This is a genomic window from Gordonia sp. (in: high G+C Gram-positive bacteria) (assembly GCF_012515855.1).
Classification (GTDB): Bacteria; Actinomycetota; Actinomycetes; order Mycobacteriales; family Mycobacteriaceae; genus Gordonia.
In genome coordinates this window covers 13,607-28,546 of record NZ_JAAYXO010000206.1, presented here as the reverse complement: position 1 = coordinate 28,546, position 14,940 = coordinate 13,607, and the positions used below count along the sequence as shown (strand labels likewise).

The 14,940-nt window shown below is 68.9% G+C and carries 14 protein-coding genes; 5 read left to right on the top strand and 9 right to left on the bottom strand.

What is annotated here, in order from left to right:
- Positions 1–36: 36 nt before the first annotated feature.
- Positions 37–1,740: an MDR family MFS transporter gene (locus GX543_RS15010; RefSeq protein ID WP_290853043.1), complete on the top strand. Its 1,704-nt coding sequence runs from the start codon at positions 37–39 to the stop codon at positions 1,738–1,740.
- 87 nt (positions 1,741–1,827) lie between these two features.
- Here GX543_RS15010 and GX543_RS15005 read toward each other — a convergent pair whose 3' ends face one another.
- Positions 1,828–2,622, bottom strand: coding sequence for an LLM class F420-dependent oxidoreductase (locus tag GX543_RS15005; RefSeq protein ID WP_290853042.1), 795 nt, complete (start codon positions 2,620–2,622; stop codon positions 1,828–1,830).
- A 98-nt stretch (positions 2,623–2,720) separates the two neighbouring features.
- Between GX543_RS15005 and GX543_RS15000 the strand changes: the two genes are divergently transcribed.
- Entirely contained in the window at positions 2,721–3,350 is a 630-nt protein-coding gene (locus tag GX543_RS15000) for a class I SAM-dependent methyltransferase (RefSeq protein ID WP_290853040.1), read from the top strand.
- A 38-nt stretch (positions 3,351–3,388) separates the two neighbouring features.
- Here the strand turns inward: GX543_RS15000 and GX543_RS14995 are convergent, their stop codons facing one another.
- From GX543_RS14995 to GX543_RS14970, 6 genes are all read right to left on the bottom strand, one after another.
- Positions 3,389–4,009 (bottom strand): response regulator transcription factor, encoded by a 621-nt coding sequence (locus tag GX543_RS14995; protein WP_290853039.1) that lies wholly within the window; start codon positions 4,007–4,009, stop codon positions 3,389–3,391.
- Entirely contained in the window at positions 4,006–5,136 is a 1,131-nt protein-coding gene (locus GX543_RS14990; protein WP_290853037.1) for a histidine kinase, read from the bottom strand. The genes GX543_RS14995 and GX543_RS14990 overlap by 4 nt, the downstream gene beginning before the upstream one ends.
- Positions 5,133–5,936: an ABC transporter permease gene (locus GX543_RS14985; protein ID WP_290853035.1), complete on the bottom strand. Its 804-nt coding sequence runs from the start codon at positions 5,934–5,936 to the stop codon at positions 5,133–5,135. The genes GX543_RS14990 and GX543_RS14985 overlap by 4 nt, the downstream gene beginning before the upstream one ends.
- Positions 5,933–6,871 carry an ABC transporter ATP-binding protein gene (locus GX543_RS14980; protein WP_290853033.1) on the bottom strand — a complete coding sequence of 313 codons (939 nt, stop codon included), beginning with the start codon at positions 6,869–6,871 and terminating at the stop codon, positions 5,933–5,935. Before GX543_RS14980 ends, GX543_RS14985 begins: the two co-directional genes overlap by 4 nt.
- A complete protein-coding gene (locus GX543_RS14975; protein WP_290853031.1) occupies positions 6,868–7,149 on the bottom strand; it encodes a hypothetical protein in 282 nt (93 codons plus the stop codon). The genes GX543_RS14980 and GX543_RS14975 overlap by 4 nt, the downstream gene beginning before the upstream one ends.
- Positions 7,150–7,301: 152 nt before the next feature.
- A complete protein-coding gene (locus GX543_RS14970; protein ID WP_290853029.1) occupies positions 7,302–8,828 on the bottom strand; it encodes an HNH endonuclease signature motif containing protein in 1,527 nt (508 codons plus the stop codon).
- Positions 8,829–8,975: 147 nt separating this feature from the next.
- Between GX543_RS14970 and dinB the strand changes: the two genes are divergently transcribed.
- A complete protein-coding gene (gene dinB / locus GX543_RS14965; RefSeq protein ID WP_290853027.1) occupies positions 8,976–10,187 on the top strand; it encodes a DNA polymerase IV in 1,212 nt (403 codons plus the stop codon).
- Positions 10,188–10,202: 15 nt separating this feature from the next.
- Here dinB and GX543_RS14960 read toward each other — a convergent pair whose 3' ends face one another.
- Both GX543_RS14960 and GX543_RS14955 read right to left on the bottom strand, forming a co-directional pair.
- On the bottom strand, positions 10,203–11,780 hold the full coding sequence (locus GX543_RS14960) for a glycerol-3-phosphate dehydrogenase/oxidase (RefSeq protein WP_290853025.1): 1,578 nt from the start codon (positions 11,778–11,780) through the stop codon (positions 10,203–10,205).
- Complete coding sequence (locus GX543_RS14955) at positions 11,777–12,394, bottom strand: TetR/AcrR family transcriptional regulator (protein WP_290853024.1); 618 nt, start codon at positions 12,392–12,394, stop codon at positions 11,777–11,779. Before GX543_RS14955 ends, GX543_RS14960 begins: the two co-directional genes overlap by 4 nt.
- Positions 12,395–12,435: 41 nt before the next feature.
- On the opposite strand from GX543_RS14955, the gene GX543_RS14950 reads away from it, so the two are divergent.
- A complete protein-coding gene (locus GX543_RS14950; RefSeq protein ID WP_290853022.1) occupies positions 12,436–14,034 on the top strand; it encodes an FAD-binding oxidoreductase in 1,599 nt (532 codons plus the stop codon).
- The gene (locus tag GX543_RS14945) at positions 14,031–14,939 is read left to right on the top strand and encodes a diacylglycerol kinase family protein (protein ID WP_290853021.1); all 909 of its coding nucleotides are present in this window, start codon (positions 14,031–14,033) and stop codon (positions 14,937–14,939) included. Before GX543_RS14950 ends, GX543_RS14945 begins: the two co-directional genes overlap by 4 nt.
- Position 14,940 lies beyond the last annotated feature (1 nt).

Sequence of the window (14,940 nt, the reverse complement as noted above, 5' to 3'; positions counted from 1 at the left end):
GGACCTAATCGGAGAAAGCCGAATTATGGTGTCGGCATGAGCACCAATGCGCCGACCACGCCGGCACCGGGGAGCGACGACCAAGCCCCCGTCCAGATGGACAAGAAAGTCGTCTACCTGATCTTCGGTTCGCTGGTCGCGGCGATGTTCCTGTCGTCCCTCGATCAATCCGTGGTCGGAACCGCCCTCCCGACCATCGTCGGTGACCTGAACGCGGTCTCGCACGAAGGCTGGATCGTCACCTCGTACCTGGTCGCGATCGCCATCGTGATGCCGGTGTATGGCAAGGTGGGCGACCTCTTCGGTCGCCGCTGGCCGTTCCTGATCGCGATCGCCATCTTTCTCTGCGGCTCGCTGGGATCAGCCCTCTCGACGTCGTTCGCCGAGCTGGTGATCTTCCGCAGCTTGCAGGGTCTGGGTGCCGGCGGCCTGATGATCCTGTCGCAAGCGATCATCGCCGACATCACCTCGGCGCGTGATCGTGGCAAGTACATGGGGCCGATGGGTGCGATCTTCGGCGTGGCGGCGGTGCTCGGACCGCTGCTGGGCGGCTGGTTCGCCCAGGGGCCGGGCTGGCGCTGGTGCTTCTGGCTCAATGTTCCGGTCGCGCTGACCGCTCTGATCATCTCGTTCTTCGCGCTCAAGCTCCCGATGAAGCACGTCAAGAAGAAGTTCGACTTCCTCGGAACCCTGTTCCTCGCGCTGGCGACCACCGGCATCGTGCTGGTCACCTCGTGGACCTCGATCGTCTCGGGCGGCAAGTACGACTGGTCGAACCCGTGGCTGCTCGGCCTGCTCATCGGTTCCATCGTCAGCTTGATTCTCTTCATCGTCGTTGAGCTGAAGGTCGAGGAGCCACTGATCCCGCTGCGCCTGTTCAAGGACTCGGTGTTCTCGGTGTCCGTCGCCGTCGCGTTCGTCGTCGGCATGACGATGTTCGCGGCACTGGCCTACCTGCCGACGTTCCTGCAGATGGCGCGCGATGTGGACCCGACCGACTCCGGCCTGCTGATGCTGCCGATGACCATCGGCCTGATGATCACCGCCGTCGGCTCGGGTCTGATGATCACCAAGACCGGTAAGTACCGGATCTACCCGATCCTCGGCATGGCAGTCACCGCTGTGGGCATCGGCTGGATGACACAGATCACCGCGAACATGTCGATGATCCTGTTCGGCGCCATGATCTTCGTCCTCGGCTTCGGCATGGGTCTGGTGATCCAGACGATCGTCATCGCGGTCCAGAACGCCGTCTCGCCGTCCGAAGTCGGTACGGCGACCTCGACCAACAACTTCCTGCGCGAGATCGGCGCGGCGGTCGGAACTTCGGTGTTCGGCACGGTGTTCACCAGCAAGCTCACCGAGAAGCTGACCGACATCAAGTCCGACTTCCCGTCGGCGGGCGCCAGCGTCGACGACGCGGCCGGCCTGACGCCCGACAAGGTCGGCGCCCTAAAGGACGTCGACCCCGAGGCGTACAACGCGATCGTCGACGCGTATGCCAGTGCCATGGCGCCGTCGTTCTGGTATCTGCTGCCGGTCGCGATCATCGGTTTCGTCCTGTCGTTGTTCCTGCGCGACCGGACGCTCTCGACCACGTCCGGTTTCGAGGCGCAGAGCCAGGCGGAGCAGACCGCTGCGGCCAAGGCCGCGGTGTCCGCAGTAGACGGCGTCGACGATCCGATGAGTGAGCTCGACGACGACCGAGACGATGAAGTCGGAGCGGGTACCCCGGTCTAACGCCTGCTGACCGTCACCGCACGACGGGACCGGTGGTCGTCGCGACAGTCGCGACCGCGGTGGCCACTGCGACCGTCGCTCGTCGCGCTATCCCTGGAGTGCGTCGCGCCATTTCACCAGTTCCTCAACGCCGGTCAGGTCGTAGTCGGGGCCGCCTGCGGCGACGGTCAGCAGGGTGACGCCCTCGGCCGTGATGTCGTCGGCGAAGCGGAGCATGGAGTCCACGTCGCCGGAGAAGCGAACCTCCGCGGAGCGCTCGATCTCCGACGGGTCGCGGCCCACATCGGCGCAGTGCTGTGCCAGGACCGCCGACTTGTGGCGATAGCTCTCCACGTTCACGAAGGCGTGCCAGATGTCGCCGTACCGGGCGATGTGGCGGAGCGTCTTCTTCTCGCCGCTGCCGCCGATGAGAATCGGGATGTCGCGCACCGGTTGGGGATTCAGCTTCGACAGCCGGTCGGTGATGCGGGGGAGCGACGCCCCGAGGTCGTCGAGTCTGCTGCCCTTGGTGCCGAACTCGTAGCCGTACTCGGTGTAGTCGCGCTCGAACCAACCGCTGCCGATGCCGAGGATCAAGCGACCGTCACTGAGGTGATCGACGGTGCGCGCCATATCGGCGAGCAGTTCCGGATTGCGATAGCTGTTGCAGGTCACCAGGGCGCCGAGTTCCACGCGGGAGGTCTGCTCGGCCCAGGCGCCGAGCATGGTCCAGCATTCGAAGTGAGCGCCGTCGGGCTCGCCGTAGAGCGGGAAGAAGTGGTCCCAGTTGAAGACGATGTCGACGCCGGCGTCTTCGGCGCGGACCACGGCGTCGCGGATGAGTCGATACTCGGGAGCGTGCTGTGGCTGGAGCTGGACACCGATGCGGATGCGAGAACTCATGGCGTCCAGTGTGCCGCGCGACACGGGTCCGCGCCCGCTTCTTGCTCGAGACGCAAAGCGCAAGGACAGCCGGGCGTCCGATATGACAGCCTCGATGTGTGAGCGAACATCAGCACAGCCATGACGATCATCAGGCCCCCGCGCATCCCGTCACCGCGAGTGAGTGGGACGAGCTCTACAGCACTGCCGATCGGCTCTGGACCAGCAACGTCAACCCGGCCGTGATCGCTGAGATCACCGGTCTGACACCGGGATCGGCCTTCGACCTCGGATCCGGCGAGGGAGCCGACGTCCGCTGGCTGGCCGACCAGGGCTGGACCGTGACCGGCGCCGACATCTCGCAGGTCGCGCTCGACCGCGCGAAGGCGATTGATTCACGTGAAACAATCACGTGGAAGGCCTTCGACGTCACCGCCGACAGCTTCGACAGCAAGTACGACCTGGTCACCGCCAGCTACTTCCACATCGCGAGCGACGACGAAGCGACGCTGCACAAGATCGCCGGAGCCGTTGCGCCCGGGGGCACGCTCCTGGTGGTGATGCACGACCCCGAGGGCATGCGCGCACACGGCCGCAGTCCCGAGGGATTCCTCTGGCCCGACGACATGGTCCGGATTCTCGGCGACGGTTGGACGGTCGTCACCAACGACAACCGCGAGCGCGGAATCCCCGCAGGCGGTGGACATCACGTGAACGACGTGGTGTTGCGGATGGTGCGGAAGGCGTAGCGCTCCCCAGTTCTCGAAGTCAGATCCAGCTCTCGAAGTCAGATCCAACCCAACTCGCGGGCCTTGACCGCCGCCTCGTACCGATTCCCGACGCCGAGCTTCGACATCGCCGCCGACAGGTAGTTCCGGGTGGTGCCGGGGGACAGGTGCGCCCGCGCGGCGATCTCGTCGACGGACGCGCCGTCGAGGGCGAACTCCAGGACGTCCGCTTCGCGGGCGGTGAGCGCGGAGTCGCCAGTGCTGATGGCCTCGGCGGCCAGTTCGGGATCCACGTAGCGGCCGCCGCCGTGCACGGTGCGGATGACTGTCGCCAAGGTGGTCGACGACGCGGTCTTCGGCAGGAACCCGCGCACCCCGCTCGCGAGTGCGCGTTTGAGGTAGCCGGGGCGGCCGTGGCTGGTGACCAACAGGATGCCGGCGCCGGGCGAGAGTTCGAGGATCTTGACCGCGGTCTCGACGCCGTCGATGCCGGGCATCTGCAGGTCGAGGACGGCGACGGCGACGGGTGCGCCGGCGTCGACCCGCTGCTTCCAGAGGGCGAGGAGTTCTTCGCCGGTACCGACGTCGGCGACCACGTCGAGGTCGTCCTCCAGCGAGAGCATGGTGGCGAGCGCCGAGCGGATCAGGGTCTCGTCGTCGGCCATCAGGATCGGAATCATGCATTCTCCCAGCGGACTCGAAGGGTGAAGACGCCGCTGTCCGAGCCGGCATCGAGGGAGCCGCCGACGGCGCGCAGGCGTTCGGCCAGACCGTCGAGCCCGGAGCGGTCGCCGGTGGAGTCGGGCGCACCGTTGTTGCTCAGGGTGAGCCCGGAGCTGCCGAGTGCCAGGGTGGCCGCGGTGGCCGACGAGTGTCGCACGATGTTGGTGGTTCCTTCGCGAACCACCCATGCGGCCGCCTCATGAAAGTGGGCGGGCACTGAGTCGGGACTGCCCTCCACTGTCAGTCGGCATCCCGCGGCCTCGAGCAACGACCGTGCCCCGGCCACCTCGCCGGGCAGGTCGATGCCGCGGTAGCCGCGCACCAGCGTCCGCATCTCCTCCATCGACTCGACGGCCAGGCTCTTGACCTCATCCATCTCGGCCGCGGCGCGGTCGCCATTGCCCGGGGTGCGGGCCAGGCGTGAGGCGAGTTCGCTCTTGACCGCGATCGCCGAGAACGAGCGACCGACCACGTCGTGCAGATCGCGAGAGAATCGGAGGCGTTCTTCGGCGACCCGCAACTGGGCCTCGGCGCGCCGGGCGGTGTCGAGGTCGTCGACGATCCGCAGGGTCCAGAGCGAGGCGCGCGTGGTCACAATCATGAAAGCGCCGATCGCAGTCAGTATCGCAATGCCGAGCAGCGGGTCACGTTCGTAGCCGTAGCCGAAGATGGTGGCGGTCGAGACGGCGACCAGGGCGATCCAGTGGTAGCGCAAGAACGGAAGCATTGCGAGGGCGGCCGTGACCACCGTGATCGTCCCGACGGCACCGACCATCCGGTGGTCGCCCGCACGGATGAGGATCAGACCGACCACCCACGCGACGACCACCGCTGCGACGCAGGCGAATTCGATTCGTCGACCGTTCGGGTGTTGCTCGACGCCGGTCAGTTCCGGGCGCACCTGCAGGAAGACGACGCCTGCGATCAGCGCCAGGAAGCTGAACACACCGGCCGCGACATCACCGGACTGCACGACGCCGACGACGCCCAGTGCAAGCAGCACCACCTGCAAGGTGACGCGCGTGTACAGCCGATACTTGGCCGGGTCGGACAATCGGCGCCACGGGCCCGGTGTCAGGTTCACCCGCGATCGTCCCAGCGGAAGCACTTGTAGACGAGTGCGATCGCGCTGACGGTCCATACCGCCAGTGTGGCAAGCGGCTGCCCGATCTCGCCGAACGACCCCGCGAAGTCGGCGGCAGGGATGTCGGCCCCGGCGACCGCAGTCTTGCCCGCGGAACCGAGATTGATCAGGTCGCTGATCGCCGCGAACGGCGTGTAGCCGAGGAGTTCGGAAGCGCGGTCGGGCAGCGCCGCGCGGATGTGCCCGGCCCCGACCATCGTCAGTGCGATCACCGGGATCGAGGTGATCTGGGCGGCCTCGGCGTTCTTGGTGAAAGCGCTCGTCGCGAGTGCCAGCAGGGCGAACAGCACCGACCCCGCGGCGAGACCCAGAATCATGAGCAGCGGGTTCACCGGAGCGGGAGCACCGAAGCCGTAGACGACGGCTGCGACCACCGTCGCCGTTGCGACGGTGATGGCCACGCCGGGCATTGCCGGGGCGGTCAGGATCTGCCAGTCTGCGGCCTCTCCGGTGCGCAGCCGCTTCAGAACGCCTTCGCCGCGGCGGGTCGTCACCATCGACAACACGGTGTAGAACTGCACGAACATCAGCGCGAACAGGGCGTACATGTCGAAGGTCGCGCCGGCGGCCTCGGCGGTGGCCCCGTTTCGCGAGGCCAGTAGGAACAACCCGAGAGGCATCGCGACCGGGAACACCAAGGCGGTGAAGACGAGGGTCTTGTTGCGGCGGAACTGGGTGAACTCGGCGGCCGACAGCGCGGCGAGCGGGCGACGGCGGAAGGTGGCTTCGGCGGTGGTCACGTGAGGGCTCCAATCGGTGCGTCGAGCGCGTCATCGGTCGCATCGTGATCGGCGACGTCGAGGAACACCGACTCGAGCGAGGCGGCGCGGGCGGTGAGGCCCGTGAGGTGAAGGTGGTTGGCCTGCGCCCACGACAGCAGTTCGAGCAGGTGATCCTGCAGGTGATGAGTGGAGATCTCCACCCGGCTGCCCGCGTCGATGCGGGCGGCCGACAGCTGGGGCAGGGTGATGCCGGGATGGTCGAAGGCAATGGTCGCCGGGTGGTCGGAGACCATCTCGCGCAGCGTGCCCGTTCGATGGATCCGGCCTGCGTGCATGATCGCGATGTGGTCGGCGAGGGCCTCGGCCTCGTCGAGGTAGTGCGTGGTGAGCACCATCGTCACGCCCGACTCCTTCAACTCCGACAGCAGTCGCCAGGTGGCGCGCCGATTCTCCGGATCGAGCCCGGTGGTCGGCTCGTCGAGGAACAGCAGTCGAGGTCGACCGAGGAGCGCGCACGCCAGATCGACGCGGCGTTGCTCGCCGCCGGACAACGCGCCGACGCGGACGTCGGCCCGATCGGTCAGGTGCACCTTGGCGAGGACGTCGTCGGCGGTGGTCGGATGGCTGCACGTGCCGCGCCACATCTCGAGGGTCTCGGCGACGGTGAGTTCGGCGGGGAGGCCGCCCGACTGCAGCATGATCCCGACCTCGGGGCGAACCCGACGGCGGTCGCGCAGCGGATCCATGCCGAACACCTCGACGGTGCCCTCGTCCGGTGCCGTGAGGCCCTCGAGCAGATCGAGGGTCGACGTCTTGCCCGCGCCGTTGGTGCCCAGCAGGGCGAAGACCTCACCCTGCTGCACCTCGAGGTCCACACCCCGCACCGCGTGGTACGCGTCGTCGCCGTGGCCGTACCAACGATGCAGTCCGCGGGCGGCGATGATCGGGCTCATCGCTTCGCCCACTTGGTGCGGGTGCCGACCACCCAGCGACCGACCATGTACAGGACGACGAAGCAGGTCACCGCCACGACGAACCCGGCGGTCGGCGTCAGGATCGCGAAGAGGACGGCGAGCAGCACGGCCGAGACGCCGATGACGAACAGTTCGCGTGAGCGGGTGGGGGCCGGACCGAGGCGGCAGCAGTCCACGAACAGTTCGTGCGGTGAGGCGTCGCGAAAGCCGGCCGGCGGTCGGGTCGAGGATTCGGGGTGGTGATCGGCGGTTGTCATGCCATCAACTCTGGCGGCCCGGACGCGCGTGCTGTAGTGCGCTGCGTCATCGGTTGGCGTGGGTTCTGCATGGCTTTCGCATGACAGATGTCATCACTCGCGTGGGCAGGCCCCATGCCCCTGCCCACCGCCTCCTGCCCGCTGCCTGGGGGTCAGGCAGCGGGTGGGAGCCGCAGGTCGGTGTCGCCGACGGGTGTTGCGGGGTGGGCGGCGAGCAGGCCGAGGAGTCGGTACTCGGCGGCGGAGGTGCGCGCCGAGGGCGGGTACGCGGCCGGTGGTGGCCGTCGCAGGGGGAGGTCAGCGTGGTGGATGGGGTTCACGGTGGGGGTGGTGTCGCGGTCGGCGGGAGTCCAGCCGACGCGTCCGGCGTGGTGGCCGGCTTCGGCGCCGAGGATGGTGGTGTTCCAGCGGGCGGGGCCGGTGCTGGCGGCGCGGTTGTGGGGTCCGCAGGCGGCGCCGAGGTGGTCGATGTCGGTGGGGCCGCCGTGCTGCCAGTCGGGCATGTGGTGGGCTTCGGTGCGCGCGAAGGGTTGGTCGCAGCCGGGGCCGGTGCAACCGCGGTCGCGTCCGAACAACGCCAGTCGCTGGGCTTTGCTGGCCAGGCGGCGCCCGCGGCCGAGGTAGAGGATCTCGCGGGTGGCACCGGCGAACACTTCCAGGTAGGGGACGGTGTCGGCGGCGAGGTCGAGCAGCGCGGGGACCGGCAGCCGGGTGCCGGTGGCGGTCAGCGCGATGCCGGTCCCTGCGGCGAGGTCGGTGAGGTCGGCGGTGATGACCAGCGACGCCGACAGTTTGCCGGGGGCGCCGAGTGCGCCGTGGGTGAGGACGAAGTCCAGGAGGGCTTCGAGGGCGTCGTGATTGCGCTGCCCGGGGGAGCGGTGGTCGCGGTCGGCGGCAGCCTGGCGGGCGGCCGAATCGATGCCGGGGGCGTCGGCGGCGCCGTGCAGGGTGTCGGGGTCTTCGGGGTTGTTGAAGCCGGGGGCGGCCCAGGCGTGGAGGATCACTTCGAGCTTGGCGCGGACCTGCGGGGTCAGGTGCGCGGTGAGCTTGGACATCAGCCGCACGTCTTGCTGGGCGAGGGTCAGTTCGCGGTGGCGGCGACGGTCGCGGTCGTCGGTGAGTTGGCCGTCGGGGTCGAGATGGGCCAGGAGGCGGATGCCGACCTTTTTGAGTTGGTCGGGGGCCAGGGTGCGGGCGGCGTCGGCGAGATGGGCTTCGGCACCGGCGATGATGTCGGCGGGGACGCGGTCGGGGATCAGCCGGAGGGTTTCGGCGATCACGATGACGTGGGCTGCGGAGATCGCGCCGTCGCCGAGCGCGGCGGCGCTGGCGGGCTGGACCGGGTCGAGGGTTTGGCCGGTGAGGCTGGTGAGGCGGCCGACCTTGGTGGCGGCCAGGGTGCGGCGTTTGACTTCGCCGGGCCCCAGGCGCAGGCCGAACCCGAGGAACTGGGACAGGCGGATCCAGCCCGCTTTGCGGTAGGCCGCGCGGTCGGAGACGGCGGTGATGATGGCCGCGTCGGCGGCGTCGGCGACCCGGCGTGCCTGCTCGGTGGTTTCGGCGACGGTGACCAGTTGGTCCTCGGTGAGGGCGTCGAGGTTGGCGGTCCGGAGGGCGTCGGTGGCCTCGACGAGCAGTTGTGCCAGGGCGATCGGGTCGTCGGGCAGGGTGGTGGTCATCGGCTGCGCCTCCTCCCGAGTGTGAACTGATGTTTGCTGCTGATATGATCTAGATTACTCCATGCTGCGATAGAGTCAATGATTAGTTCGAACTTGTTTTCGAAGATTCCGGACGGGGATGTCGTACCCGAGTGGCACCATGCGGTCATGAGAATCGCATCGGGTGAGCGCGAGCAGGCATCCATCCTGCATGCCGACCTCGACTCGTTCTATGCGTCGGTGGAACAGCGCGACGACCCCTCGCTGCGCGGCCGGCCGGTCCTAGTCGGCGGGGGAGTCGTGGTTGCCGCGAGCTATGAAGCCAAGGCGCTGGGCGTGCGGTGTCCCATGCCCGGACACGAAGCGCGGGCGCTGGTGCCGCGAGCGGTGACGGTGAGTCCGCGATTCGAGGCGTACACGCAGGCCAGCCGCGATGTCTTCGACATCTTCCACGACGTCACCCCGCTGGTGGAGGGGATCTCGGTGGACGAGGCCTTCCTCGACGTCGGCGGCCTCGGAAAGATCAGTGGAACACCGGTCGCGATCGCCGAACGACTCCGTCGCCGGGTACGCGACGACGTCGGTCTGCCGATCACCGTCGGCGTCGCCACCAGCAAGTTCGTCGCGAAGGTCGCGAGCGCCGCAGGCAAACCCGACGGCCTGCTCCACATCGTCGCGGGCAAAGAGGTCGACTTCCTGCATCCGCTGCCCGTGCGCAGCCTGTGGGGCGTGGGCGCCAAGACCGAACAGCGACTCCGCGACGCGGGTATCGAAACAGTCGGGCAGATGGCTTCCCTGGGCGAGGACCGCCTGGGGTCACTGCTGGGGCGCAGTTCCGGAAGGCACCTGTACTCGCTGGCCATGGCGCGTGACCCGCGCCGCGTCACCACCGGGCGACGACGCAGTTCCATCGGCGCTCAGCGAGCCCTCGGTCGGCGGATCAAGGCGGAGTCCGACATCGAGGCCACCCTGGTCGGGATCGTCGACGGCCTCGGGCGGCGCCTGCGTTCAGCGGACCGGTTGACGCGAACCATCGTGCTGCGCCTGCGTTTTCACGACTTCGAACGGGTCACCCGGTCGCGCTCGATGTTCGAACCGACAGACGGGACCGAGACGATTCTGGCTGTCGCGCGCGGACTGCTGGACGAGGCGATGCCGTTGATCCGGGAGCGCGGCTGCACGCTGATCGGATTGTCGCTGACCAATCTCTCCGACCACGGCGCGGTGCAGTTGGCCATTCCGTTCGACGGCGACGACCACGCGGGCGAACTCGACGTCACCATCGATTCGCTCCGTACCCGTTTCGGGAAGGGGGCGGTGACGCGCGGTGTGCTGGTCGGTCGTCGTGCGATGCCCGACACGCCGATGCTGCCGGACTGAGCGCCGTGGGGCGTTCTACCCGAGCACCCGCTCCGCGACCGGCCGTGCCGCCTCGGCGACCAGCGACGTCAGCGACAACCGCGTACGACGCTCCAGCAGGTCGGCGGCGTCGACCGCTCCTTCGGCGAGGACTCCGAAGACCAGCTCGGCGCCGGTGATCTCGGTGCCGTCGGCCACCGGCTCGGCGAGGGACGGGTCGGCCTCGGCCAGCGCGACGACCGCCGGCGCCTCGGTTCCGTACTTCGCGACCAGCCTGTCGGGCGCGGCCACGCGCGTCAGGGCGGCAGTGGGGTTCTTGCCCGACGGCGCGCCGACCAGCGGAAGGTCACGGGTGCGGCACGGGGCTGCGGTCTGTCCGGACACGGTGAGGGCGGCGTCGACGGCGTCCTCCGCCATCCGCCGGTACGTGGTCAACTTGCCGCCGACCACTGTCACCAGACCGTCGCCGCGCGTCAGGACCGCGTGCTTGCGGGAGACGTCGGACGTCTCGCCGGCACCGGAATCGAGCAGCGGGCGCAGGCCGGAGAAGGTGTCGATGACGTCGTCGCGGGTCAGCGGGGTGCCGAGCGCGAGGTTGATGGTGTCGAGCAAGAAGTCGATCTCGCTCTCCTCGGCCTGCGGGACATCGGGGATCTCGCCCGACGTCTCCTCGTCGGTGAGGCCGACGTACACCCGACCGTCGGGCTGCGGCAGCGCGAACACGTAGCGGCCGAAGTGCCCGGGGACGGCGACGGTGAGTCCTGCGCGCAGGCCGCCGAAGCTCTCCTGGCTCATCACGAGGTGGGTGCCGCGGCTGGGTCGAAGGCTGATGGCGGAGTCGACCTCCGCCGCCCAGACGCCGGTGGCGTTGACGACGGCTTTCGCGGCGAGCTCGAACGATTCGCCGGTCAGCTCGTCGGTCACCCGCAACGACGTGCCGGTGACCTCACTCGCCGTGGCATGGGTGAGCACGGTGGCGCCGAGGCTCGCTGCGGTGCGGGCGATGTCGACGACGAGACGGGCGTCGTCGTTCAGCTGCCCGTCCCAGTTCAGGAGGCCCCCGCGGAGGCCGTCGCGCTGGACGGTCGGCGCCAGCGCGGCCACCTCGGCGGCACCGATCCGACGCGACCGGTGCAGCGTGGCGGCGGGGGTGCGCGCTGCGATGCGCAGGGCGTCGCCGGCCAGGAAGCCGACGCGGGTGAGGGCGGTGTCGGCGGCCTTGACCCCCGGCAGCAGCGGGACCACCTGCGGCAGCGGCCGCACCAGGTGCGGGGCGATGCGACAGATCAGCGCGTCGCGCTCCACGGCGCTCTCGTACGCGATGCCGACGGCGCCCGACGCCAGGTAGCGGAGGCCGCCGTGTACCAGCTTCGACGACCACCGGCTGGTGCCGAAGCCGAGGTCGCGGCGTTCGATCAGGACGGTCCGCAGGCCGCGGGACGCCGCGTCGAGGGCCACGCCCGCACCGGTGACGCCGCCGCCGATCACGACGAGGTCCACCGACGGCGACGCGACGAGGTCCTGCAGATCGGTTGCGCGGCGCTTCGCTGAGAGCAGCGAGGAGGTGGCGATCGACGGATGTGCGGCGATGATGTCGGCATAGTTCGTGGTCATGGGCGCAGGTACCTTTCGAGCAGGTCGGAGAGTTCGGAATCGAGGATGTCGAGGTCGTCGCCCGCGAACACCGGCCCGGTGAGCGCGAACGACCAGGCCATCTGCAGCACGGTGGTCGCCAGGCGTTCGGGATCGCCGTCGCGGACCTCGCCGGAGGTCTGACCGGCGATGAGGAACTCGGTGATGACGGCCAACTGACCGCGCGAGGTGCGGCCGGAGCGATGCAGCAGATACGGCATCAGGAACTCGGGGTCGAGGTCGATGATGCGCTGCAGGAGCGGATGCGCGCGCGCTTCGCGGACCAGGTGCACCACGGTGGCCACCAGCGAAGCGCGATCGACGGGTCCGTCCGCGATGGGGGCGGTCGCGACGACGCGCTCGAACTCGCGGGTAGTCACCTGTGCGGCGATGGCCTCTACGTTGGGAAACCGCCGATACAGGGTGGCGCGGGAGACGTCCGCGGCGCGGGCGACGTCGGCCATGGTGGTCCGACGGATGCCGATGGTGGTCATCAACCCGGTGGCGGCGTCGAGGATCACGTCCGCGGAGATTGCGTTCGCGGCCGTCCGGCGGGGGACGTCCGAGTCGGGATCGTTGATTTGCTGCGACACCATGTGTAAAACTGTATCAGCAAGTCCGATTGGAAGGCGAGAGAATGACGCAGAGCGAGACCACAGTCGACGTAGTCGACTTCGAGCCCGGGCGCTGGGGCAACCCGGCAGACCCGATGCACCTGTCCGACTCGGTGATCGGCGCGCTGACGATGCTCGGCATCAACGAACCGGCTCCCGCGCCAGCGGATGTCGCGATCCCGGAGACTCGCATCGCCGATGCCGCGCTCTCCGCTCTGGAAGCGACCGGTGCCGCCGTCACCACGGACGCCGCGACCCGTCGCGCCAGGATGCGCGGCTTCTCGACCCCCGACCTGCTGAAGTTCCGCGAAGGCGACGGCAGCGACGCCCCCGACGTCGTGGTCGCCCCGACCGACGAGGCCCAGGTGGCCGCGATCCTCGGGGTGGCCGATCAGCACGACCTCAGCCTCAACCCGTTCGCCGGTGGCACCACGGTGACCGGCGGCATCATGCCCGGCCGTGAGCGTCCGGTGATCAGCCTGGACCTCCGACGCCTGACCGGTCTGGTGGCGTTCGACGAGATCTCGCAGATCGCGACCTTCGCCGCGGGCACCCGCCTGCCCGACGCCGAGCGCCTACTCGGGGAGCGCGGCTTCGAGCTCGGCCACTTCCCGCAGTCGTACGAGGGTGCGACCGTCGGCGGTTGCGCGGTGACCCGCTCGGCCGGCCAGTCGTCGATGGGCTACGGCCGATTCGACGACATGGTGGTCGGACTCACGATCGCCACCCCGATCGGTCTCGCCGAGATCGGCACCGCGCCGAAGTCCGCAGCAGGCCCCGACCTGCGTCAGCTGATCCTGGGCAGCGAAGGCGCGTTCGGCGTCGTGACCACCGTCCGCGTCCGCGTACACCCGGTCCCGGCCGTCCGCCGCTTCTACGGCTGGCATTTCCCGGACTTCGGCTCGGGTGCCGCGGCCATCCGCGCGCTTGCGCAGAACAATGTGAAGCCGACCGTCCTGCGACTGTCGGACGAAGCCGAGACCGGTCTCAACCTGGCCAATCCCGCGGGCGCGGGCAGCGCCTCCGCGGGCCCGGTGGGCGGTTGCCTGATGGTGGTCGGATTCGAGGGCGACGAGGCCGACGTCGACTGCCGCGACGCCTACGTGACCGCACAGCTCGCGAAGCTCGGCGGCACCCCACTCGGCACCGAACCCGGTGAGCACTGGCGCGAGGGCCGCTTCCGCGGTCCGTACCTGCGCGATCCGCTGCTCGACGCCGGCGCGCTGGTCGAGACGCTGGAGACGGTGACCTTCTGGTCGAACCTAGACAAGCTGAAGGCTGACGTCACCGCTGCGGTCACCGGTGCGCTCGGCGATCAGGGCACCCCCGCGGTGGTGATGTGCCACATCTCGCACGTCTACCCGACCGGCGCGTCGCTGTACTTCACCGTGATCGCCAAGGCGCTCGAGAACCCGCTAGAGCAGTGGATGAAGGCCAAGAACGCCGCCAACGCCGCGATCCGCGCGGCCGGAGCCGCCATCACGCACCACCACGCGGTCGGCACCGACCACCGCGGCACGTACCTGGAAGAGATCGGCGACGTCCAGCAGACCGCCCTGCGCGCGGTGAAGGATGCGTTGGATCCGAAGGGTCTGCTGAACCCGGGGATACTGTTGCCGTGACGAACTCTGCTGACCTGCCGTCGATCGTGGCGGTCGTGAACCCAATCTCGGGCGGGGGCGCTTCGCACCAGCAGTGGCCCGCGGTGGCCGCGGAACTGGAGCGGCTCGGCGTCCACGACATCTCGGTGATCGAGTCGCAGTCGTCGGAGCATGCGACGCAGGTGGCGGCCGAGTCGGCCGCGCGCGGCGCGATCACCGTCGCAGTCGGCGGCGACGGGCATGTGCGCGATGTGGCCAAGGGCGTGCTGACCGTCGACGGCGCTCGCCTCGGGATCGCGGCGGCCGGGCGCGGAAACGATCTGGTCCGACATCTGGGTCTGCCGTCCGACCCGGCTCTCATCGCCCAGACCCTGGTGTCTGGTCGGGAACGTCGCATCGACATCCTCGACGTGACGCGGGCCGACGGCAGCAAGGCGCTCGCCGTCGGCAACGTGTACGTCGGACTGGATTCGGTGGCGACCGAACTGATCAACGACCTCCGCTGGATGGGTCCGTTGGCCTACCGTGTGGCGCCGGTGCTCACCGCGATCAAGTGGAAGCCGATGCGCATGACGCTGACGGTGGACGGACTCGAGCGCGAGCTGTCCGCGCACTTCGTGGTGATCGCCAACTCCGGCGACTACGGCCATGGCCTGCGAATGGTTCCGACCGCGTCGGTCGACAGCGGACATCTCGACGTCTTCATCGTCGACGGCAAGACGTACAAACTGCGGCTCGCCAAGCTGATGGCGCAGGCCAAGCACGGTGCGCACGGTTCTCGTCCCGACGTCGAGATCCTCACCGGCAAGCGGGTGGAGTTCAGCACTGATCGCAAGCTCCCGGTGCACTCCGACGGCGACTACTTCGGCGACGGGAAAGTGACCGTCGAGGTTCGCGAGCTGGTGCTGCCGATCCTGGTCCCGTAGT

What these genes read in the sequence shown, in the direction of transcription:
- GX543_RS15010 (WP_290853043.1), top strand. Translation starts at nt 37, where the DNA reads ATGAGCACCAATGCGCCGACCACGCCGGCACCGGGGAGCGACGACCAA.
- GX543_RS15005 (WP_290853042.1), bottom strand. Translation starts at nt 2,622, where the DNA reads ATGAGTTCTCGCATCCGCATCGGTGTCCAGCTCCAGCCACAGCACGCT.
- GX543_RS14995 (WP_290853039.1), bottom strand. Translation starts at nt 4,009, where the DNA reads ATGATTCCGATCCTGATGGCCGACGACGAGACCCTGATCCGCTCGGCG.
- GX543_RS14980 (WP_290853033.1), bottom strand. Translation starts at nt 6,871, where the DNA reads ATGAGCCCGATCATCGCCGCCCGCGGACTGCATCGTTGGTACGGCCAC.
- GX543_RS14975 (WP_290853031.1), bottom strand. Translation starts at nt 7,149, where the DNA reads ATGACAACCGCCGATCACCACCCCGAATCCTCGACCCGACCGCCGGCC.
- GX543_RS14970 (WP_290853029.1), bottom strand. Translation starts at nt 8,828, where the DNA reads ATGACCACCACCCTGCCCGACGACCCGATCGCCCTGGCACAACTGCTC.
- dinB (WP_290853027.1), top strand. Translation starts at nt 8,976, where the DNA reads ATGAGAATCGCATCGGGTGAGCGCGAGCAGGCATCCATCCTGCATGCC.
- GX543_RS14960 (WP_290853025.1), bottom strand. Translation starts at nt 11,780, where the DNA reads ATGACCACGAACTATGCCGACATCATCGCCGCACATCCGTCGATCGCC.
- GX543_RS14955 (WP_290853024.1), bottom strand. Translation starts at nt 12,394, where the DNA reads ATGGTGTCGCAGCAAATCAACGATCCCGACTCGGACGTCCCCCGCCGG.
- GX543_RS14950 (WP_290853022.1), top strand. Translation starts at nt 12,436, where the DNA reads ATGACGCAGAGCGAGACCACAGTCGACGTAGTCGACTTCGAGCCCGGG.